Genomic DNA, 21,999 nt, shown 5'->3' with positions numbered 1-21,999 from the left:
GCAAATTAATCATATAGATATAAACAATTATTCATATTATGCTTTTTCTTCGAGCTTTCTCCGACGACGACGTAGATTCGCGCAAAGCTGCAAGTCAGCGCCCATTCCAGAGGAAACGCACTGTATGCCAATCACCTTTGTGCGAACCGTTGCTGATAACGTTGCTTTTATACTGCCGCTTAGGCTCAGGATGGCGCACGCTGCCGGGATTGACAGGAGGGAACGTTATGTCGCTGGCAGTTACCTATTCGCGCGCAATGATTGGCATTCAGGCCCCTTGCGTGACGATCGAAGCCCATATCAGCAATGGCTTGCCCGCATTGACGCTGGTTGGCCTGCCGGAAACCAGGGTTAAGGAAGCACGGGATCGGGTGCGCAGCGCACTGCTCAATGCGGGGTTCACCTTTCCCGCCAAGCGGATTACCGTCAATCTCGCCCCAGCGGACTTGCCCAAGGAGGGCGGGCGCTACGATCTGCCCATCGCATTATCGATTCTGGCAGCCTCAGATCAGATTTGTGGCAAGACGTTAGCGCAGTATGAGTTTCTGGGTGAATTGGGATTATCCGGGGCGCTGCGTGCGGTTACCGGCGCGATCCCGGCAGCCATCGCGGCTGGCAAGGCAGGCCGGCAGCTTATTTTGCCACTGGCTCATCAGCAGGAAATGGCGCTTATCGGGCACGGTGAAGTATTGCTGGCAGAACACCTGAATGCGGTGTGCGCCTTTTTGCACAGCGGTGAGCCGTTAGCCAGCAGCCAGGGGGTTGAAGTTCATGCACCCGACCTCAACAACGTCCCGGACCTGGCGGACATCATTGGGCAAGAGCAGGGAAAACGGGCGCTCGAAGTCACTGCCGCCGGACGCCACAACCTGCTGCTGATGGGACCGCCCGGTACTGGAAAAACCATGCTGGCTAGCCGTCTTGCCGGGCTATTGCCCACCTCGTTATACACAAGTCCGCAACGCCTTATATGCCAAGGGTTAGCGGGCTGAAATAGGCAGCCAGTGGGGTTGTAAATGAAGTGAAACCGACGTGTACTATCGCCATTTACGGCGCTGAAAAATGACACGGGATTCAGATGGCTGGGCACACCAAGAACTGGAAGGGGTAAATCTTGGTGACACGAGGCTCAATAAGCGTGCCAAAGGGCTTTTGATACGGCTGGCTGAGAATCCGCAAGCCAGCATTCCGCATGCGTGCCTCGGATGGTCTGAGACGCTGGGTGCTTACCGCTTCATGGAGAACCAAGCATTCGAATGGCGAGACATTCTGCAACCTCACTGGCAGCGTACGCAGGAAAGGATCCGAGAACACGAGGTTGTGCTGTGTATCCAAGACACTACCGAGCTTGACTTCAACGGGCAGCAAATCCAAGGCTTGGGTCCCTTGAACTACGAAGCCAGGCGTGGTCTGTATCTGCATCCGACCTACGCGGTCAGTCCGGATCGCGTGGAGTTGGGCGTACTGGATGCGTGGATGTGGGCAAGAGAGCCGAAGGATGCAGACGGAAAACGCGATGGGATCAAGGAGAGTACGCGCTGGCTCGAGGGATACGAGCGAGTTGCTGAACTCGCCTCGGAGTTGCCAAACACACGTCTGGTGTACTTAGCCGATCGCGAAGCGGATATCAAGGCGTTGATGCAGCTCGCTGATGACCTTGGCACTCCGGCTGACTGGTTGATCCGCTCGACTCATAATCGCAGTCTGGACTGTAATGAGAAGCTTTGGCAGAAGGTTGGAAAGACCGTGCCGGTGGGAGAAATCCAATTCGTTATGGCGGCTCGCGCGGGGCAGAAGGCGCGTACGGTGAAACAGGCGCTGCGCGTGAAGCGAGTGTCGCTGCGTTGCGGGTTGGCAGTGACTTGTGTGATAGCCAAGGAAATTGAGCCGCCAGCAGGCGTGAAGCCGGTCGAGTGGCGGTTGCTGAGCAATCGCGTACCTGAAGGACGAGAAGATATCGTGGAGCTGATCGACTGGTATCGGGCTAGATGGGAAATCGAGATGTTCTTCAATGTGCTGAAGAACGGCTGCTGTGTCGAAGCGTTACAGTTATCGACCGTGGATCGCATTGAGCGGGCATTGGCGCTGTTCATGATCGTGGCATGGCGCATCGCCTATTTAATGCGTATGGGACGAACCTGTCCAGAGCTAGACGCAATGTTGTTCTTTGATTCCGACGAGACTCATGGAGCTTACCTACTGATGAACAAGCGTATGCCCAAGGGCCGCCCTAAGCTAAACGAAGTATTGCGCTTAGTTGCGCAACTCGGAGGCTTTCTTGCTCGAAAAGGCGACGGTGAACCAGGCGCAAAAACTATCTGGAAAGGCTTGCAGAAAGTCATGACGGCCGCCGAAACGCTACGCGCGCTCAGGCACGAACAGAGATGTGTATAACGAGGTGGCTATTGCCCCCGTTGAGCAATGAAGAGGCACTGGAGGTGGCCGCCATTAACAGCCTGGTGAGCGCTACGGATATGACGCTGGGCTTGTGGCATACCCGCCCCTTTCGAGCACCGCACCACAGCGCATCCATGACGGCATTGGTAGGTGGTGGCGGACTGCCAAAACCGGGAGAGATCTCATTGGCGCACAATGGCATCCTGTTCCTCGATGAGTTACCCGAGTTCGAGCGGCGTGTACTGGATGCCCTGCGAGAACCGTTAGAGGCCGGCGAAATCGTGATTTCCCGCACGCGGGCTAAAGTGAATTACCCCGCCCGCGTGCAACTCGTCGCCGCCATGAACCCCAGCCCATCTGGGCACTATCAAGGCATCCATAACCGCTTGCCGGTACAGCAGATCCTGCGCTATCTGGGAAAACTCTCCGGGCCATTTCTCGACCGATTCGATTTGTCGATTGAAGTTCCGCTACTGCCTCCCGGAACCCTGCACAAACAGGGGCGACAGGGAGAGCGCAGCGCCGACGTTCGAGCACGCGTATTGACGGCACGAAAGAGGCAACTTGCACGAGCGGGGAAAATCAATGCGCGCCTGACACCGCCAGAAATGGATATTCACTGCCGCTTGCACGAAGAGGATGCCATCTGGCTGGAGGCGTTAATGACCAAACTGGAGCTGTCTGTGCGTGCCTGGCACCGCATTTTGAAGGTAGCAAGAACCATCGCCGATCTGGCGCAGCAGCCCGATATCCAGCGCGACCATTTGGCGGAGGCAATCAGTTATCGCTGCATGGACAGGTTACTGAGCCGCTTACACCACGATTTAGGGTAAAGCACTGACATAAAAAACGGGGCCAATGGCCCCGCGAGTGAAAAACTTAATCGTCGCTATCCGTGTATTCTTCCACCGCATCCATCTGCGGCTTACCGCCGGACAGCGTGTGGAAACGCTTCAGGCGACGAATACGTGCAACATATTTGGCCCAGGTTTTTTCCATGTCGGTGGATGCATCGCGTTCACCGCGGCACATAGCAACGAATTGAATCTCTTCCTCGGTCACCGGTTGGCGTTTACCCAGGTCAAGCTCATTCAGCACATAGCCATAACGCTCCAGCATCTGGGCTTCTTTGATGGTGAAGTCACCGTGACGAGAGAAGCCGCGTGGATAGGATTTATTATCAAAAAAACGATTCCTTGTAGAGAAGCTTTCCGCCATCTTACACGCTCCTAATTCTTTTATTGTCGTGCTGTTTATGGCGCGGAGTATTAGATAGGCTTGACATTCTGTAAAACAAAACATTTAAATCATCACGAAAAATTTTTTTGGAGATAGGCGTGGATACCGAATTACTGAAAACCTTCCTGGAAGTCAGCAGAACCCGGCATTTTGGGCGCGCCGCAGAATCGCTCTATCTGACCCAATCAGCGGTCAGCTTTCGTATTCGCCAATTAGAAAATCAACTTGGTGCAAATTTGTTCACTCGCCATCGCAATAATATTCGCCTGACACCGGCGGGCGAGCGGTTGTTGCCCTACGCAGAGAGTCTGATGGGCACCTGGCAACTGGCTAAAAAAGAGGTCGCGCGTTCGCAGCAGCACCAGTTGCTGTCGATTGGTGCGACGGCATCGCTGTGGGAAACCTACCTGACACCCTGGCTACAAACGTTATATCAGCAGCGCCCGCTGCTTCAGCTTGAAGCGCGCATTGCACAACGTCACTCTCTGGTGCAGCAGTTACACGAGCGGCGTTTGGACCTGCAGATCACCACCGAGCAGCCCAAAATGGAAGAGTTAACCAGCCATTTGTTAGGAAACTTCTCTCTGGCGTTGTTCGCCACACAGGATGAGGAGCAGACCGAACGACCTTTTATCAAACTGGAATGGGGCGCGGATTTTCATCAACATGAAGGGCGGTTATTGAGTAACGAACAGCTTCCTATCCTGACCACCACCTCAGCACACTTGACGCGCCAGCTGCTGCTGACCACCGGCGGTTGTGCCTTTCTGCCGCGCCATTGGGAAAAAACGTACCCATTGCTTTACATACAGCAAAATACGCCACCGGTGATCCGCCCGCTGTATGCCGTTTGGCTGCAAAACAGCGACCAGCAGGCGTTAATCCGTCAACTGCTTAAAACCCCTATTGCCGATATGTTGTGAGCCGAGTAGCGCCGTCAGGCGCGTTTGGCGACCCAAAATGCACTCAGCCCTTTCTGCAAGACGATAAAGGCAAACAGCAGGATGCCAATAACTATCTTGGTCCACCAGGAGCTGAGCGTGCCATCAAAGGTGATATAGGTTTGAATCAGACCTTGAATCAGCACCCCAAAGAAGGTGCCCAGTACCCCGGTCAGGAGCGTACCGCCAATCACCACTGCCGCAATCGCATCCAGCTCCACGCCGCTCGCAGCCAACACCACCAACGCCTTGAGCACCAGATTGAGTTCAGGACGGTATCCTGCTAACAGAATACCGGTATTCATACTTTGAATAATCAACGCCCCAACCAGTGCAAGCAGCAGATTAAACCGCCCGCCCAGTAACGATCCGCCGCCGATCACCACCGCCAGAATGGCATCCAGTTCAAGCCACAAACCGGCATTGTTTGCGTCCGCACCGCGGATGTCGGCCGTAATAATCACACCCGCCACCGCAGCGCAAACACCGCAGATGACATAGACGGAAATCAGGATCAGGCGCGTGCTGATGCCCGCGTTTCTGGCCGAACGCACGTTGATACCCACCGCTTCGATAAATAGGCCCAACGCGGTTTTGCGCGTCAGTAACCAGAGCAGAAGCAGCATGGCACAAGCGATAATCACCGGCATCGGCAGGTAGAACAGCGAGCCGCTGCCCAGATGTGCCAGCGCAGGGTGGGCGAAGGTGATAATCTGCCCTTCGGTAATCAGCTGTGCGACACCACGACCAGCCACCATCAGCATCAAGGTCGCCACAATCGGCTGGATCTGTAACACGGCGACCAGAAAACCATTCCACAGCCCGCACACTGCGCCGGTGAGCACTGCCGCCAGTAAAATCACCGGCAATGCATAGCCTTGCGCCGCCAGGCTCGCTGCCGTGGCACCGGCGGATAGCCATCACCGCCCCCACCGAAAGATCAATACCGCCGGTAGCGATCACCAGCGTCATGCCCAATGCCAGCAATGCGACCGGTGCGCCTCGATTAAGTATATCGATCAGGCTGCCGAACAAACGCCCATCTTGCACATGCAGCGAAAAGAAATTGGGTGCTACCAGGCTATCGATTAGCAGGATGACCACAAACGCCGCAATCTGTGGTAGCCCTTTACTAACGCCGAAGCGCATCCGACGCACGGGTTTAACATGGCTGTCCGTCATGCGCACCTCCTGGTTGTAATGCAATGGCTTGCATCACGGCAGCAACGGAAATCTCCTGATGCGCCAGATGTGCCACCTGCTTTCTGTCGCGCAACACAATGATACGGTCGGCATAACCGGTCAGCTCCTCCAGCTCAGAGGAGATAACCAGCAGCGCCATACCGCGCTCACACAGTTTTTCGATCAAACGAATGATTTCGGCATGGGCCCCAACATCAATGCCGCGCGTCGGCTCATCAAGAATGAGAAAACGCGGTTCTGTCGCCAGCCAGCGTGAGAGCAACACCTTTTGCTGGTTGCCGCCAGAGAGATACTGAATTTCCTGTTCAGGGCTCGGCGTGCGTATCCCCAATCTCTCAATGAACATTTCTGCAATGCGGGTTTGCTCTTTTAACGCCAGCGGACGCAACCACCCGCGCTGGGCCTGCAACGCCAGAATAATGTTTTCTCGAACGGTCGCTGAACCGACGATGCCCTCGGTTTTGCGATCTTCAGGGCAATAACCAAAACCCAGCTTGCCCGCCTTGCGTGGGCTCCGAATGGAGACGGGCTGACCATCAACTCTGGCTTCACCGCTATCCGGCGTTTTAATGCCAAAGACGAGCTGAGCGGTTTCTGTGCGACCCGATCCCAATAATCCCGCCAGCCCGACGATTTCGCCTGGCGCAACGGACAAATCAAAGGGATCAACCATATTACGACGACCATAGCCACGAAACTCGACCAAAGGATGGCTTTGTTGAATAAATAGATTTTATGCTGGCAGCCCAGTGAAACGACGGATCCTCGCAACGCAAAATCATGCAGTTAGGCTTCATGAGAAAACTGTACACCTGAGGGGACAAGCATTTTCTACCAAAAGTGGCTTGGCAAAACAGCATGACTCACTATTATTCAACAAAGCCCCAAAGGATCGCCAGTTTCAGTTTCAGTTGCATGAGCGGAGCGCTTTAATAGCGATTCATCAAAACTGTGGCCCAGCATCATCTGTACCAGATCGATACGCGGCAAGGCCGCCGTCATTTCACTGCCCACCAGTTTGCCGTTACGCAACACGGTGATGCGATCGCTAAGGCGATAAACCTGATCGAGAAAATGGGTGACAAAAATCATGCCCACACCGTGTTCACGCAAATGGGACAGAATGCCGAACAGCATATCGACCTCATTCGCATCCAGGCTGGCAGTGGGTTCATCAAGGATCAGCACTTTGGCGGAAAGATCGACCGCACGAGCGATAGCAATAATCTGCTGAATGGCGATCGAGTAATTGTCTAAAGGATCGGTAACATCTATCCGTAGCCCGTAGTAGGCAACAATTTCTCTGGCAAGCCGCGCCATTTCTTTCTGATCAATCATGCCGAAGCGCAAGGGTTCCCGGCCCAAAAAAAATTCGCCGCCACCGACAGATTGGATAAAAGATTGACCTCTTGGTAAACGGTACCGATGCGTGTAGTGGCACACTGATACTGGCCACCTGAGCGGAGGTGATATGCTCACCTCATCAACACGACAGGTGACCTCATGGGTAAACATTTTACGGCGGAATTTAAGCTCGAAGCCGCAAAGCTGGTTGTCGACCACGGCTACACATACGTTAAGGCCGCAGAGGCGGTTAATGTCAGCCATTCTGCCATTAGTCGCTGGGTCAATAAGCTTCGCCTTGAACGACAGGGAAAAACGCCAACGGGACTTCCTCTTACCCCTGAACAGCTCGAGCTGCGTGAGATGAAGAAAAAAGTCCAATGCCTTGAAATGGAGAACGAAATCCTAAAAAAGGCTACGGCGCTCTTAATGTCGGACTCACTCAACGGTTCACGGTAGTCGACAGGCTGAGGGCGCGATACCCGGTCACGGCGTTGTGCCAAACTTTTGAGGTACATCGCAGCAGCTACAGGCACTGGCAGGCTTCCGCTAATGAACCCGACGGTGAGCGCGTGGTTAAGTGTAGCCGCGTCATGGAAGCCTGGAACGCCAGCGGCGGCTCTGCCGGCGCTCGAAGTATCGCGACCATCGTCACCGGCAGCTCCGGTGTCAAAATGGGGCGCTGGCTGGCTGGCAAGCTGATGAAGGAGCTGGGTATCGCCAGCTGCCAGCGACCGGCTCACAAATACAAACGCGGCGGCAATGAACACGTTGAAATACCGAACTATCTCAACCGCCAGTTCGCGGTTACCGCGCCGGATCAGGTCTGGTGCGGCGATGTGACCTACATCTGGACGGGCAAATGCTGGGCTTACCTTGCGGTGGTGCTAGATCTGTTCGCCCGCAAACCGGTGGGCTGGGCCATGTCGACGTCGCCGGACTCGGCGCTGACAGTTAAAGCGTTGCAGATGGCCTGGGAACTCCGGGGACAACCAACAGGAGCCATGTTCCACAGCGACCAGGGCAGCCACTATACCAGCCGTCAATACCGGCAAGCCCTGTGGCGCTGCCGGATAAAGCAGAGTATGAGTCGGCGGGGTAACTGCTGGGATAATGCGCCAATGGAGCGGTTCTTCCGCAGCCTGAAGACAGAATGGGTGCCGACAAAGGGTTACAACAGCTTCAGCGAAGCCCAGGACGCGATTATCCGCTACATCACGGGGTATTACAGCGCTATCCGGCCTCACTGGTATAACGGCGGCTTAACTCCAAACGAATCTGAGCGACTGTTCTACATACAGTCTAATGCGGTGGCCAATATTAGTTGACCACTACAGCCCAAGGATTGCGCGTGTGCAGTGTTTAACGGATCGATAGCGTTACCTTCGAGAAAAATCGCTCCTGCTGAACGCCGATAAACCCCGGTCAATGCTTTTATCAGCGTCGATTTTCCCGCACCGTTTTCACCCAGCAAGGCAACAATTTCCCCTTTGCGTAGCGTGAAATCGACGCTATCCAACGCTTTAATGCCAGGAAATTCGACGCTCATTCCATGGATGTCCAACAGCAATTCAGTGTCCATCAGACTCACCTATGCCACTTGCGTTTGGGTGTTGGTCAAAACACAACCTTATTGATTACGCCTAAAACATCAGGTAACGATGGCGCATTGCACGCCATCGTTATCAGGCTTAATAACCGAGGTCTTTTTTGGATTGGTATTCCGCTTGCGCCGTATCCGGCAATAATAATCTTGATTCAGTCTGAATAAATTTCTGCGGCTGCTTCCCTTCTTTTTTCAAGGCAATTAACGCATCAAATGCCGCGCCAGCCATATTTGGCGTCAGCTCTACGGTGGCATTGGCTTCACCGTCGATCATTGCTTTAAAAATATCGGGAACCCCATCGATAGAAACCACTTTAATTTGCGAGCCAGGTTTTAATCCGGCCTCTTTAATGGCCTGAATGGCACCGATCGCCATATCATCGTTATGAGCATAAACCGCGCAGATATTCTTGCCGTTCTGCTCCGCTTTGATGAAGCTTTCCATCACCTCTTTACCCTTGCTACGGGTAAAATCACCTGATTGAGAGCGGATGATCTTCACATTCGGAGAAGCAGCGATGCCATCAACAAACCCTTTTTTGCGGTTTATTGCAACGCTCGATCCCACCGTGCCTTGCAGCTCAACAACGTTACAGGGCTGACCGGCCACATCCTTCAGCAGCCATTCGGCAGCCACCTTACCTTCGTAGACGCTGTCAGAAGCAACCGCAGCGGTATACAAAGAGGGATCGTTAACATCGATCATACGGTCCAGCAGGAATACCGGTATTTTTGCTTCCTTGGCTTCCTGAAGTACTGGCGTCCAACCCGTTGCAACCACGGGCGCGATAAAAATGGCATCAACGCCTTGTGCAATAAACGATCTTACTGCTTTGATCTGGTTTTCTTGTTTTTGTTGCGCATCCGCGATTTTTAAGGTGATACCCCGTTTTTCTGCTTCCTGTTTAGAGACTTTGGTTTCAGCAGAGCGCCATCCCGACTCGGAACCGATTTGAGAAAATCCCACGGTGAGCGCCGAAGCCTGTGTTGCGCCACATAATGCTGTAGCGACAGCCATTGCGACCAGTAAACGCCTGTACATAATCTATTTACCCCTTTATGAGCAGCCGACAGCTTTTTGGCTTGTTTGCAGGTTTTAACCCCACGTCAATGCGTGCAGGTTGTACAGAGACACGACATGCACCTGACATTTTTTATCAGGGCTTATCTGTTTTAGTCGAAATAGTGACGAAGCGGGATGAACAAGCTCACAACCTGGTATTACGATAGGTTTGTACATAATTACAGCTAATTCATTCAGCCATTTTCAGGCGTTTAACCACAGGAGGAGGGGCAAATTAATGCATATAAACTGTATTAGTCGCGACTTGATCTGACACTGGACCTTGAAAGGTTGAGAGTTACCGGTTTTGATATGGGTGTCGAATCCTTATACAAAACACGAGGTAACTCTCATGCTTCATACTAACAATCCCATCATCAAACACAAAGCCGGCCTGCTCAATCTCGCCGAAGAACTCGGTAACGTATCAAAAGCCTGTAAAATCATGGGGGTGTCACGCGACACGTTTTATCGCTATCAGGAACTGGCGGCAGAAGGCGGCATTGACGCTCTGGTTAACCAAAACCGCCGGGTTCCCAACCTGAAAAACCGTGCTGATGAAGCCACTGAACGTGCGGTTGTTGATTACGCCATTGAGTTCCCGGCTCATGGCCAGCACCGGACCAGTAATCAGCTGCGTAAAAAAGGCGTCTTCATTTCTGGCAGCGGTGTGCGCTCCATCTGGCAACGACACGATCTGGAAAACTTTCGTAAGCGCCTGAAGGCACTTGAGGAAAAAGTTGCCAGAGAAGGCATCGTACTTACTGATGCTCAAATCGCTGCACTGGAGAAGAAGGCGCACGACGACGAAGCCTGTGGTGAAATAGAGACTGCTCACCCGGGTTATCTGGGGTCGCAGGACACCTTCTACGTGGGTAATCTGAAAGGTGTTGGCCGTATCTACCAGCAGACGTTCGTGGATACGTACTCGAAAGTGGCGCACTGCAAGCTTTACACGAGTAAAGCACCGATCTCTGCCGCCGACCTGCTCAATGATCGCGTGCTGCCGTTCTACGAAGCTCAGGGGCTGCCAATGCTAAGAATACTGACGGACAGGGGGGACGGAGTACTGCGGTAAAGTGGAACAACATGACTATCAGCTGTACTTGGCTATCAACGATATAGACCATACGAAAACGAAAGCGATGTCTCCGCAGACAAACGGTATCTGCGAGCGCTTCCATAAAACTATTTTGCAGGATTTTTATCAGGTTGCGTTCCGTAAGACGTTATACGAGGACCTAGAAAGTCTACAAAAGGATCTGGACAACTGGTTGTGGCATTACAATAATGAGCGAACTCATCAGGGTAAAATGTGCTGCGGGCGTACGCCAATGGCCACGTTACTTGATGGTAAACGAGTCTGGGCAGAAAAAAATCTGAACCAGATTTAATCTGACAGACACCTGTATAAATAACCGGTAACTGTCAGATCAGGTCTGAGCTAATACATATAAACGGTATGGGATTATTTGCGCGTTACGGTTACGCTAAAAACCACACACAGCAAAAAGGGCTGTCCTTCCGGACAGCCCCTTCGCTATATTAAAAGCCATATCGTTATACACATCTTTCTAACGCACTGTTTAATCAATGAGTTACGGGTTTATCTCAGAGTGGCATTTTGAACCTCAAAAAGCCAATGGGATGGCTTGAATGCCTTAATTCACGGGGTTCTGAGCATCCTGTTCAAAAAATGGCCAAAAGATGTGTATAACGATATGATTAAAAGCCTGGCAGTTCCCTACTCTCACATGGGGAAGCCCCACACTACCATCGGCGCTACGGCGTTTCACTTCTGAGTTCGGCATGGGGTCAGGTGGGACCACCGCGCTATCGCCGCCAGGCATATTCTGTTTCACATCCACCGCCTCTCAGCCATGAATGCCAATCTGTCAACAAGCTGAATTTAACGAGCACGTGATTGTTCGTATCATCCTGATACTCACCCCTTCGGGGCCAGCGCTCCGCGCTGTTCAAAATCGTTCCACACGATTTTCTCTCTCAATAAACACCAAAACATCTTCGGCGTTGTAAGGTTAAGCCTCACAGGTCATTAGTACTGGTTAGCTCAATGCATCGCTGCACTTACACACCCAACCTATCTACGTCGTCGTCTTCAACGGCCTTTCAGCGTCCTCTAGGGACAAGGGAGAACTCATCTCGGGGCAAGTTTCGTGCTTAGATGCTTTCAGCACTTATCTCTTCCGCACGTAGCTACCGGGCAATGCCATTGGCATGACAACCCGAACACCAGTGGTCCGTTCACTCCGGTCCTCTCGTACTAGGAGCAACCCCCCTCAATTCTCCAACGCCCACGGCAGATAGGGACCGAACTGTCTCACGACGTTCTAAACCCAGCTCGCGTACCACTTTAAATGGCGAACAGCCATACCCTTGGGACCTACTTCAGCCCCAGGATGTGATGAGCCGACATCGAGGTGCCAAACACCGCCGTCGATATGAACTCTTGGGCGGTATCAGCCTGTTATCCCCGGAGTACCTTTTATCCGTTGAGCGATGGCCCTTCCATTCAGAACCACCGGATCACTAAGACCTACTTTCGTACCTGCTCGAGCCGTCACTCTCGCAGTCAAGCTAGCTTATGCCTTTGCACTAACCTCCTGATGTCCGACCAGGATTAGCTAACCTTCGTGCTCCTCCGTTACTCTTTGGGAGGAGACCGCCCCAGTCAAACTACCCACCAGACACTGTCCCCAGCCCAGATTATGGGCCCAGGTTAGAACATCAAACATTAAAGGGTGGTATTTCAAGGTTGGCTCCATGCAGACTAGCGTCCACACTTCAAAGCCTCCCACCTATCCTACACATCAAGGCTCAAGGTTCAGTGTCAAGCTATAGTAAAGGTTCACGGGGTCTTTCCGTCTTGCCGCGGGTACACTGCATCTTCACAGCGAGTTCAATTTCACTGAGTCTCGGGTGGAGACAGCCTGGCCATCATTACGCCATTCGTGCAGGTCGGAACTTACCCGACAAGGAATTTCGCTACCTTAGGACCGTTATAGTTACGGCCGCCGTTTACTGGGGCTTCGAGCAAGAGCTTCTCCTTACGGATAACCCCATCAATTAACCTTCCAGCACCGGGCAGGCGTCACACCGTATACGTCCACTTTCGTGTTTGCACAGTGCTGTGTTTTTATTAAACAGTTGCAGCCAGCTGGTATCTGCGACTGCGCAAAGCTTCAGGAGCAAATCCCTACACCTCGCACAGCGTGCCTTCTCCCGAAGTTACGGCACCATTTTGCCTAGTTCCTTCACCCGAGTTCTCTCAAGCGCCTTGGTATTCTCTACCTGACCACCTGTGTCGGTTTGGGGTACGATTCAATGTTACCTGATGCTTAGAGGCTTTTCCTGGAAGCTGGGCATCTGTCACTTCAGTACCGTAGTACCTCGTCATCACGCCTCAGTGTTAACAGTGACCCGGATTTACCAAAGTCACCCACCTACACGCTTAAACCGGGACAACCGTCGCCCGGATGACATAGCCTTCTCCGTCCCCCCTTCGCAGTAACACCAAGTACAGGAATATTAACCTGTTTCCCATCGACTACGCCTTTCGGCCTCGCCTTAGGGGTCGACTCACCCTGCCCCGATTAACGTTGGACAGGAACCCTTGGTCTTCCGGCGAGCGGGCTTTTCACCCGCTTTATCGTTACTTATGTCAGCATTCGCACTTCTGATACCTCCAGCAAACCTCACAGTTCACCTTCAACGGCTTACAGAACGCTCCCCTACCCAACAACGCCTAAGCGTCGCTGCCGCAGCTTCGGTGCATGGTTTAGCCCCGTTACATCTTCCGCGCAGGCCGACTCGACCAGTGAGCTATTACGCTTTCTTTAAATGATGGCTGCTTCTAAGCCAACATCCTGGCTGTCTATGCCTTCCCACATCGTTTCCCACTTAACCATGACTTTGGGACCTTAGCTGGCGGTCTGGGTTGTTTCCCTCTTCACGACGAACGTTAGCACCCGCCGTGTGTCTCCCGTGATAACATTCTTCGGTATTCGTAGTTTGCATCGGGTTGGTAAGTCGGGATGACCCCCTAGCCGAAACAGTGCTCTACCCCCGAAGATGGATTCACGAGGCGCTACCTAAATAGCTTTCGGGGAGAACCAGCTATCTCCCGGTTTGATTGGCCTTTCACCCCCAGCCACAAGTCATCCGCTAATTTTTCAACATTAGTCGGTTCGGTCCTCCAGTTAGTGTTACCCAACCTTCAACCTGCCCATGGCTAGATCACCGGGTTTCGGGTCTATACCCTGCAACTTAACGCCCAGTTAAGACTCGGTTTCCCTGCGGCTCCCCTATGCGGTTAACCTTGCTACAGAATATAAGTCGCTGACCCATTATACAAAAGGTACGCAGTCACACCCCGAAGGATGCTCCCACTGCTTGTACGTACACGGTTTCAGGTTCTATTTCACTCCCCTCGCCGGGGTTCTTTTCGCCTTTCCCTCACGGTACTGGTTCACTATCGGTCAGTCAGGAGTATTTAGCCTTGGAGGATGGTCCCCCCATATTCAGACAGGATAACACGTGTCCCGCCCTACTCATCGAGCTCACAACCTGTGCGTCTTCGTGTACGGGACTATCACCCTTTACTGTGCGACTTTCCAGACGCTTCCACTGACACACAAGCTGATTCAGACTCTGGGCTCTTCCCCGTTCGCTCGCCGCTACTGGGGGAATCTCGGTTGATTTCTTTTCCTCGGGGTACTGAGATGTTTCAGTTCCCCCGGTTCGCCTCATGCCACTATGTATTCATGACATGATAGTGCAACGAATTGCACTGGGTTTCCCCATTCGGGTATCGTCGGTTGTAACGCTTCATATCAGCTTGCCGACGCTTTTCGCAGATTAGCACGCCCTTCATCGCCTCTGACTGCCTAGGCATCCACCGTGTACGCTTATTCACTTAACCTCACAACCCGAAAATGTCTCGGGTGTGAAAGCTTGAGAGAATCACAATATTGGTAGTGAGCCAATATTGCTCGTTTCAATTTTCAGCTTGTTCCAGATTGTTAAAGAGCAAATATCGTAAACACGACTCGTAAGTCATCTTTACGTTATTGTCGGTTCCACAGAACCGGTGATAATGTCTTTCACTCATTATCGGTATGGCGTCCCCAAGGGGATTCGAACCCCTGTTACAGCCGTGAAAGGGCAGTGTCCTGGGCCTCTAGACGATGGGGACACGAAAACCCGATTAACTCAACTGCTCTAATAGGTTCGTATCAGCATGAGTCAGAGACTCATTCATCAACAGGTGCTTTTGCTCAGCATTTTCATCAGACAATCTGTGTGAACACTTCACAGAATCAGTATCATTAGGTAAGGAGGTGATCCAACCGCAGGTTCCCCTACGGTTACCTTGTTACGACTTCACCCCAGTCATGAATCACAAAGTGGTAAGCGCCCTCCCGAAGGTTAAGCTACCTACTTCTTTTGCAACCCACTCCCATGGTGTGACGGGCGGTGTGTACAAGGCCCGGGAACGTATTCACCGTAGCATTCTGATCTACGATTACTAGCGATTCCGACTTCATGGAGTCGAGTTGCAGACTCCAATCCGGACTACGACGTACTTTATGAGGTCCGCTTGCTCTCGCGAGGTCGCTTCTCTTTGTATACGCCATTGTAGCACGTGTGTAGCCCTACTCGTAAGGGCCATGATGACTTGACGTCATCCCCACCTTCCTCCAGTTTATCACTGGCAGTCTCCTTTGAGTTCCCGACCGAATCGCTGGCAACAAAGCATAAGGGTTGCGCTCGTTGCGGGACTTAACCCAACATTTCACAACACGAGCTGACGACAGCCATGCAGCACCTGTCTCAGAGTTCCCGAAGGCACTAAAGCATCTCTGCTAAATTCTCTGGATGTCAAGAGTAGGTAAGGTTCTTCGCGTTGCATCGAATTAAACCACATGCTCCACCGCTTGTGCGGGCCCCCGTCAATTCATTTGAGTTTTAACCTTGCGGCCGTACTCCCCAGGCGGTCGATTTAACGCGTTAGCTCCGGAAGCCACGCCTCAAGGGCACAACCTCCAAATCGACATCGTTTACAGCGTGGACTACCAGGGTATCTAATCCTGTTTGCTCCCCACGCTTTCGCACCTGAGCGTCAGTCTTCGTCCAGGGGGCCGCCTTCGCCACCGGTATTCCTCCAGATCTCTACGCATTTCACCGCTACACCTGGAATTCTACCCCCCTCTACGAGACTCTAGCTTGCCAGTTTTGAATGCAGTTCCCAGGTTAAGCCCGGGGATTTCACATCCAACTTAACAAACCGCCTGCGTGCGCTTTACGCCCAGTCATTCCGATTAACGCTTGCACCCTCCGTATTACCGCGGCTGCTGGCACGGAGTTAGCCGGTGCTTCTTCTGCGAGTAACGTCAATCAGCAAGGTTATTAACCTTACTGCCTTCCTCCTCGCTGAAAGTGCTTTACAACCCGAAGGCCTTCTTCACACACGCGGCATGGCTGCATCAGGCTTGCGCCCATTGTGCAATATTCCCCACTGCTGCCTCCCGTAGGAGTCTGGACCGTGTCTCAGTTCCAGTGTGGCTGGTCATCCTCTCAGACCAGCTAGGGATCGTCGCCTAGGTGAGCCGTTACCCCACCTACTAGCTAATCCCATCTGGGCACATCTGATGGCGTGAGGCCCGAAGGTCCCCCACTTTGGTCTTGCGACGTTATGCGGTATTAGCTACCGTTTCCAGTAGTTATCCCCCTCCATCAGGCAGTTTCCCAGACACTACTCACCCGTCCGCCGCTCGTCACCCGGGGAGCAAGCTCCCTTGTGCTACCGCTCGACTTGCATGTGTTAGGCCTGCCGCCAGCGTTCAATCTGAGCCATGATCAAACTCTTCAATTTAAAGTTTGATTTGCTTCTACTCGAGAAGCGATGCTCAAAGAATTATTACTGTTAGTTCGTAATGAATTAACTGTTGTTCACTCTTCAAGACTTTTATTTTTTAAGCCCTGAGGCTTTACGATAAAGTCCTGTGAGTGCCCACACAGATTGTCTGATTAATTGTTAAAGAGCGTTGCCACATCTACCGTGGCGCGGGAGGCGTATATTACGCTGCACCGCTGAAAAGTCAACGTTAATTTTTCAATTTCGCGTTTAACTTTCCGACTGTTACCGCAACCGCGTGTCGCTGTTGCCGTGTCAGTGGAGGCGCAGTATAGACACTTCTCGCGCCCTGACAAGGGCTAATTTCAATTTTATTTCCGAGTGCCTACTATTCCGCCAAAAAGCCACTAAAGCGGTAGTTTTTCCAACGATTCAAAGCCGAAGCGCTGCAAAACGGGCCACAGGGTCGCTACTTTAGGCGTAATCGTCATGCAATAAGCCAGATTCATTTCCGTGCTCAGCGCCGGTGGTTGTTCCAGGTTAGCAAGATGCCATGCGGTTCTTCTGGCGATTGCCGCCCCGGAATCCACCAGTCGCGTGCCGTTTGGCAACACCAACTGCAACTCTTCAGCCAAAAGCGGGAAGTGCGTACAGCCAAGCACTACGGTATCCGGAGGCTCAGGCAATTTCAGCCAAGGGTGCAAAATTTGCTGCAACTCCAATAACGATACGTTATCCCCTTGCAACTTAGCTTCCGCCAGTTCCACTAACTCCGCCGACCCCAGCAGCAATATCTGGCAATCCGTGGCAAAACGGGCAATCAGTTCATGTGTATAAGAGCGCTGTACCGTGGCACGCGTTGCCAGAACGCCGACGATGCCATTGCGTGTCAGCTTTGCAGCAGGCTTCACGGCAGGCACAACGCCGACCACGGGGAAGGTAAAACGCTCGCGCAGCGCGGGCAGTGAAATGGTGCTTGCGGTGTTACAGGCAATAACCACGGCAGCCAGTTGGTGGCGCTGTTGTACCGCAGAAACGATTTGAACCACACGCTCAACGATAAAGTCTTGCGGTTTCTCGCCGTAGGGGAACGCTTCGTTATCGAAGGCATAGATATAATGAAGATCCGGCAGCAACTGCCGAATCTCGTTATACACAGATAACCCCCCCACGCCGGAGTCAAACACCAACACCGTGGGGCGGGCGGGCAGGTTAGAAGGTGTAGCTTCCGTTGAGATAGAACTCTCTTCCTGCCGTTTGATAGCCATATGCTGTCTCGTACTCTTTATCAAACAGGTTGGCGATTCTACCACGAACTGTGAGATGAGAGGTGACAGGATATGATACAGCGAGGTCCCAGAGACTTACGCCGCCCATTTTCACAGTTTGGTAAGTCTTGTAGTCCGTATCGTAACGCTGACCGAGATACTGGTAACTCAATGACCAGTCAAGATCAGCAACGGCCCAATCCAACTGATATTTGACCTGTTGTTTAGCGCGACGTAATAGCACTTTATTTGTTTGGGTATTACGTGGGTCGAGGTAATCAAATGACACTTTATGAGCCAGAGGACCCGTTTCGAAGGATGCCGTTGCTTCTACACCTGTAATTCGAGCTTCTTGGATGTTGCTATAGTTGTATTAGCTCAGACCTGATCTGACAGTTACCGGTTATTTATACAGGTGTCTGTCAGATTAAATCTGGTTCAGATTTTTTTCTGCCCAGACTCGTTTACCATCAAGTAACGTGGCCATTGGCGTACGCCCGCAGCACATTTTACCCTGATGAGTTCGCTCATTATTGTAATGCCACAACCAGTTGTCCAGATCCTTTTGTAGACTTTCTAGGTCCTCGTATAACGTCTTACGGAACGCAACCTGATAAAAATCCTGCAAAATAGTTTTATGGAAGCGCTCGCAGATACCGTTTGTCTGCGGAGACATCGCTTTCGTTTTCGTATGGTCTATATCGTTGATAGCCAAGTACAGCTGATAGTCATGTTGTTCCACTTTACCGCAGTATTCCGTCCCCCCCCTGTCCGTCAGTATTCTTAGCATTGGCAGCCCCTGAGCTTCGTAGAACGGCAGCACGCGATCATTGAGCAGGTCGGCGGCAGAGATCGGTGCTTTACTCGTGTAAAGCTTGCAGTGCGCCACTTTCGAGTACGTATCCACGAACGTCTGCTGGTAGATACGGCCAACACCTTTCAGATTACCCACGTAGAAGGTGTCCTGCGACCCCAGATAACCCGGGTGAGCAGTCTCTATTTCACCACAGGCTGGCTTTGTTGAATAAACAGATTTTATGCTACCAGCCCAGTAAAACGATTGTTTCCAGCAACGTAAAATCATGCAGTTAAGCATCATGAGAAAACGGAATGCCTGAGGTGATAAGCATTTTCTACCAAAATGGGCATAGTAAAACAGCACGATTCCCTATTATTCAACAAAGCCCACAGGCTTCGTCGTCGTGCGCCTTCTTCTCCAGTGCAGCGATTTGAGCATCAGTAAGTACGATGCCTTCTCTGGCAACTTTTTCCTCAAGTGCCTTCAGGCGCTTACGAAAGTTTTCCAGATCGTGTCGTTGCCAGATGGAGCGCACACCGCTGCCAGAAATGAAGACGCCTTTTTTACGCAGCTCATTACTGGTCCGGTGCTGGCCATGAGCCGGGAACTCAATGGCGTAATCAACAACCGCACGTTCAGTGGCTTCATCAGCACGGTTTTTCAGGTTGGGAACCCGGCGGTTTTGGTTAACCAGAGCGTCAATGCCGTCTTCTGCCGCCAGTTCCTGATAGCGATAAAACGTGTCGCGTGACACCCCCATGATTTTACAGGCTTTTGATACGTTACCGAGTTCTTCGGCGAGATTGAGCAGGCCGGCTTTGTGTTTGATGATGGGATTGTTAGTATGAAGCATGAGAGTTACCTCGTGTTTTGTATAAGGATTCGACACCCATATCAAAACCGGTAACTCTCAACCTTTCAAGGTCCAGTGTCAGATCAAGTCGCGACTAATACAATTAAATATTATTTTTATTACAAATGAAGACTTTATCTAAGACGCTATAAAAAAATTGGTTTCCTTTTTCTGCAATCACAATAATGGAGTTTCCATCACCGTCCTGTATATGCATACAATTATCTTTACTACCATAAAGGTGTGAGTTACAAAATCTATCCTTATATGTAGGAGATGCTAATTCTTTTAATTTAAAGAATATACCTTCAGCTTCATCCAGAGTAAGTATTTTCTCTGGACTGCAAAGCTTTCTTATATTATCTATAGCCTCATATCTTCCTGTGGAGAAAAATAAATCTTTTATTTTTTCCCATAACTCAGTAAATAGGCTTTCTCCTTGATAATTAGAATTTATCATCTCATTTATATGATGAGAACTTATTTCCGCTTTAAGCATTCCCGAACCGAAACAAATAGACATTTATCATCCAACCTCTTAACTAAATTATTTATAGATATAATAGATTAATTAGTTGCTAATAAAATAGGATAAATACCTGATATCTACACTCTCCATTGTCTCCAGGCTTTATTGAGGCCTTGTTGAATAAATAGAACTTTTAGCTGATTGGCGGTTATGAACAATATATACTCAATAAACTTCAAGATGCACGGCAAAGCCGCACGATGGGCTTACTACTCGTGCTTTCTGTGATCTTGACCCACCATCTCCGGACAGCTTTTGTATCTTAAGTTAAGGATGCCCGCTGGCGCCGATATTCTCTTGGGGAGTTGTATCCCAGCGCACTGTGCGGATGGTTTTCATTGTAATGATTGAACGCCGCTGCAAGGTTCTTCAGCGCTGTTCGCACATCGGGTTTTGGCATGAAGGCGATGTAATCTTCCTTCATCGTCTTCACGAATCGTTCTGCCATGCCGTTACTCTGTGGACGGCTCACTGCTGTTGTGCAGGGCTCCAGATTCAGTTCTCTGGCGAACTTCCGCGTTTCATGCGCTGTGTACGCTGAACCATTATCCGTCAGCCATTGCACTGGTTTATCCGGCAGCGCGCTACCGAAGCGTTTTTCCACCGACCTCAGCATCACATCCTGCACGGTTGAACTGTCATAACCCCTGGTGCTCGCTGCCCAGTCTATGGCCTCCCGGTCGCAGCAGTCCAGTGCGAACGTCACCCGCAGCTTCTCGCCGTTGTCACAACCGAACTCGAAGCCATCTGAGCACCAGCGCATATCGCTCTCTGCTACCGCGATTTTGCCTTTATGCTCCCGCTTCGGACGTTCAGTTTTATCATGCAACAACAGCAGGTTATGCTCGCTCATTATCCTGTAAAGCCGTTTGGCGTTCACCGGTGGAAGTCCCTCTGCACGACGTTGCTTACGCAGGATACCCCACACTCGGCGGTAACCGTAACTGGGCATGTCGCTGATGATACGGAGGATGTCCGATAATATCTCAGCATCAGCTTCGTCATTACGCCGGTTGCTGCGCCTGTCCAGCCAGTCGGCAGAACGGTTAACCCGCAGTGACAGCTGCGCACGCGACACGCTCATGGCGCGGCTGACCAGAGCTATTCCCCGTCCTTTGGCAACAAGGGCGCGTGCGCTATCCATTTTCGCGACTGGCGGTACTCCACTGCTTCTTTGAGGATCTCAACTTCCATCGTCTTCTTACCCAGAAGGCGCTGTAGCTCCCGGACCTGCTTGAGGGCAGTCGCCAGCGCCGAAGCTGGAACCACTTCTTCTCCGGCCGCAACGGCGGTGAGGCTTCCTTCCTGGTATTGCTTCTTCCACTTAAACAAAAGGCTGGGCTGGATGCCATGCAGGCGGGCTACATGGGAGACATTCGTCCCCGGCTTCATTGTCTGCTGAATGATGGCGATTTTCTCTTGCGGAGTTTTACGTTTACGGACTTCTTGCCCTAACAGGATCCCGGTCATTTCAAAATTAGCATGATTGTTAGACATATATCTAAGCCTATCTCTTATCTGGAGATACAGCTACTGTCTGGTGTTACAGGGGGCTACATCAGAATACCTCCTGCCCAATCCATCCCACTGAGGATTGCTTTCACCTGAGTTATCAATGAAAACCATATCCCCACGGAAACCCAGGTGACGGTAGCGCACCATCTTGTTACCAAACAGGCATGGAACTCCCTGAAGAATAGGAACGCCGTTAACCTCGATGTCCATGTATAGGAAAGAAACACGCTGAACCAGCCTGATGCGGCACTGCTGTCCGCCAAGGCTGATAGATATTGACTGAGACTTTTCAGGCTCAAGCGGGATTGTTCTCATGTGCTTTTCTCGGTGATATTTTTAGCCAATTCACCAAGCTTTTGCTCGGT

9 protein-coding genes, 1 tRNA gene, 3 rRNA genes and 9 pseudogenes are annotated in these 21,999 nt (G+C 51.6%); 6 read left to right on the top strand and 16 right to left on the bottom strand.

Annotated features, from left to right (window positions below):
- Positions 1-227: 227 nt before the first annotated feature.
- From ACWWJF_RS05130 to ACWWJF_RS05120, 3 genes and pseudogenes are all read left to right on the top strand, one after another.
- Positions 228-938, top strand: a pseudogene (locus ACWWJF_RS05130) (magnesium chelatase domain-containing protein); the annotation flags it as partial.
- Between the two features lie 124 nt (positions 939-1,062).
- A complete protein-coding gene (locus ACWWJF_RS05125; RefSeq protein WP_455868843.1) occupies positions 1,063-2,394 on the top strand; it encodes an IS4 family transposase in 1,332 nt (443 codons plus the stop codon).
- 8 nt (positions 2,395-2,402) lie between these two features.
- Positions 2,403-3,230 (top strand): annotated as a pseudogene (locus ACWWJF_RS05120) (YifB family Mg chelatase-like AAA ATPase); the annotation flags it as partial.
- A 46-nt stretch (positions 3,231-3,276) separates the two neighbouring features.
- Here ACWWJF_RS05120 and ACWWJF_RS05115 read toward each other — a convergent pair.
- Entirely contained in the window at positions 3,277-3,615 is a 339-nt protein-coding gene (locus tag ACWWJF_RS05115) for a DUF413 domain-containing protein (protein WP_455868842.1), read from the bottom strand.
- A gap of 119 nt (positions 3,616-3,734) precedes the next feature.
- Here ACWWJF_RS05115 and hdfR point away from each other — a divergent pair, with 119 nt between their 5' ends.
- Positions 3,735-4,559 (top strand): HTH-type transcriptional regulator HdfR, encoded by an 825-nt coding sequence (hdfR, locus tag ACWWJF_RS05110; RefSeq protein WP_455870937.1) that lies wholly within the window; start codon positions 3,735-3,737, stop codon positions 4,557-4,559.
- 218 nt (positions 4,560-4,777) lie between these two features.
- On the opposite strand, the pseudogene ytfT reads toward hdfR, so the two are convergent.
- From ytfT to ACWWJF_RS05095, 3 pseudogenes are all read right to left on the bottom strand, one after another.
- Positions 4,778-5,726 (bottom strand): annotated as a pseudogene (gene ytfT, locus ACWWJF_RS05105) (galactofuranose ABC transporter, ATP-binding protein YtfT); the annotation flags it as partial.
- Positions 5,727-5,739: 13 nt separating this feature from the next.
- Positions 5,740-6,492: pseudogene (locus tag ACWWJF_RS05100) on the bottom strand (ATP-binding cassette domain-containing protein); the annotation flags it as partial.
- 203 nt (positions 6,493-6,695) lie between these two features.
- Positions 6,696-7,207, bottom strand: a pseudogene (locus ACWWJF_RS05095) (ATP-binding cassette domain-containing protein); the annotation flags it as partial.
- Between the two features lie 76 nt (positions 7,208-7,283).
- Here ACWWJF_RS05095 and ACWWJF_RS05090 point away from each other — a divergent pair.
- Positions 7,284-8,452, top strand: a protein-coding gene (locus ACWWJF_RS05090) for an IS3 family transposase (protein ID WP_455868841.1) whose coding sequence is annotated in 2 segments (ribosomal slippage) — positions 7,284-7,539 and positions 7,539-8,452 — 1,170 coding nt in all. Because the reading frame shifts where the segments join, the coding sequence is not laid out codon by codon here.
- A gap of 8 nt (positions 8,453-8,460) precedes the next feature.
- Here ACWWJF_RS05090 and ACWWJF_RS05085 read toward each other — a convergent pair.
- Together ACWWJF_RS05085 and ytfQ are read right to left on the bottom strand one after the other, a co-directional pair.
- Positions 8,461-8,706 (bottom strand): annotated as a pseudogene (locus ACWWJF_RS05085) (ATP-binding cassette domain-containing protein); the annotation flags it as partial.
- A 109-nt stretch (positions 8,707-8,815) separates the two neighbouring features.
- On the bottom strand, positions 8,816-9,772 hold the full coding sequence (gene ytfQ / locus ACWWJF_RS05080) for a galactofuranose ABC transporter, galactofuranose-binding protein YtfQ (protein ID WP_455868840.1): 957 nt from the start codon (positions 9,770-9,772) through the stop codon (positions 8,816-8,818).
- A 373-nt stretch (positions 9,773-10,145) separates the two neighbouring features.
- Here ytfQ and ACWWJF_RS05075 point away from each other — a divergent pair.
- Positions 10,146-11,187 (top strand): annotated as a pseudogene (locus ACWWJF_RS05075) (IS481 family transposase).
- A gap of 337 nt (positions 11,188-11,524) precedes the next feature.
- Here ACWWJF_RS05075 and rrf read toward each other — a convergent pair.
- The 10 genes and pseudogenes from rrf to ACWWJF_RS05025 all read right to left on the bottom strand — a co-directional run bounded on the left by rrf (position 11,525) and on the right by ACWWJF_RS05025 (position 21,949).
- Positions 11,525-11,640, bottom strand: a 5S ribosomal RNA gene (gene rrf, locus ACWWJF_RS05070).
- Positions 11,641-11,828: 188 nt separating this feature from the next.
- Positions 11,829-14,735: ribosomal RNA gene (locus ACWWJF_RS05065) — 23S ribosomal RNA — on the bottom strand.
- Between the two features lie 197 nt (positions 14,736-14,932).
- Positions 14,933-15,008: transfer RNA gene (locus tag ACWWJF_RS05060), tRNA-Glu, on the bottom strand.
- Positions 15,009-15,146: 138 nt separating this feature from the next.
- Positions 15,147-16,688 (bottom strand): 16S ribosomal RNA (locus ACWWJF_RS05055).
- Together the 16S, 23S and 5S rRNA genes with 1 tRNA gene alongside form the textbook arrangement of a ribosomal RNA operon.
- A 389-nt stretch (positions 16,689-17,077) precedes the next feature.
- Positions 17,078-17,938 carry a glutamate racemase gene (murI, locus tag ACWWJF_RS05050; RefSeq protein ID WP_455868839.1) on the bottom strand — a complete coding sequence of 287 codons (861 nt, stop codon included), beginning with the start codon at positions 17,936-17,938 and terminating at the stop codon, positions 17,078-17,080.
- A pseudogene (locus tag ACWWJF_RS05045) lies at positions 17,883-18,305 on the bottom strand (TonB-dependent receptor domain-containing protein); the annotation flags it as partial. The pseudogene ACWWJF_RS05045 and the gene murI, both read right to left, overlap by 56 nt.
- A 60-nt stretch (positions 18,306-18,365) precedes the next feature.
- A pseudogene (locus ACWWJF_RS05040) lies at positions 18,366-19,590 on the bottom strand (IS481 family transposase).
- A gap of 103 nt (positions 19,591-19,693) precedes the next feature.
- Positions 19,694-20,113: a hypothetical protein gene (locus ACWWJF_RS05035; protein WP_455868838.1), complete on the bottom strand. Its 420-nt coding sequence runs from the start codon at positions 20,111-20,113 to the stop codon at positions 19,694-19,696.
- Positions 20,114-20,381: 268 nt separating this feature from the next.
- A protein-coding gene (locus ACWWJF_RS05030; protein WP_455870936.1) for an IS3 family transposase occupies positions 20,382-21,589 on the bottom strand; the annotation gives its coding sequence in 2 pieces (ribosomal slippage) (positions 20,382-21,268 and positions 21,268-21,589; 1,209 coding nt in all).
- A 60-nt stretch (positions 21,590-21,649) separates the two neighbouring features.
- On the bottom strand, positions 21,650-21,949 hold the full coding sequence (locus ACWWJF_RS05025) for a phage baseplate plug family protein (RefSeq protein WP_455868837.1): 300 nt from the start codon (positions 21,947-21,949) through the stop codon (positions 21,650-21,652).
- Positions 21,950-21,999 lie beyond the last annotated feature (50 nt).

The organism is Symbiopectobacterium sp. Eva_TO (genome assembly GCF_053848865.1).
The sequence above is the reverse complement of the archived record's forward strand: the minus strand, read 5'-3'. Positions and strand labels throughout refer to the sequence as shown.

Coding starts and splice junctions, on each gene's coding strand:
- ACWWJF_RS05125 (WP_455868843.1), top strand. CDS start 1,063: ATGACACGGGATTCAGATGGCTGGGCACACCAAGAACTGGAAGGGGTA.
- ACWWJF_RS05115 (WP_455868842.1), bottom strand. CDS start 3,615: ATGGCGGAAAGCTTCTCTACAAGGAATCGTTTTTTTGATAATAAATCC.
- ytfQ (WP_455868840.1), bottom strand. CDS start 9,772: ATGTACAGGCGTTTACTGGTCGCAATGGCTGTCGCTACAGCATTATGT.
- murI (WP_455868839.1), bottom strand. CDS start 17,938: ATGGCTATCAAACGGCAGGAAGAGAGTTCTATCTCAACGGAAGCTACA.
- ACWWJF_RS05035 (WP_455868838.1), bottom strand. CDS start 20,113: ATGTCTATTTGTTTCGGTTCGGGAATGCTTAAAGCGGAAATAAGTTCT.
- ACWWJF_RS05025 (WP_455868837.1), bottom strand. CDS start 21,949: ATGAGAACAATCCCGCTTGAGCCTGAAAAGTCTCAGTCAATATCTATC.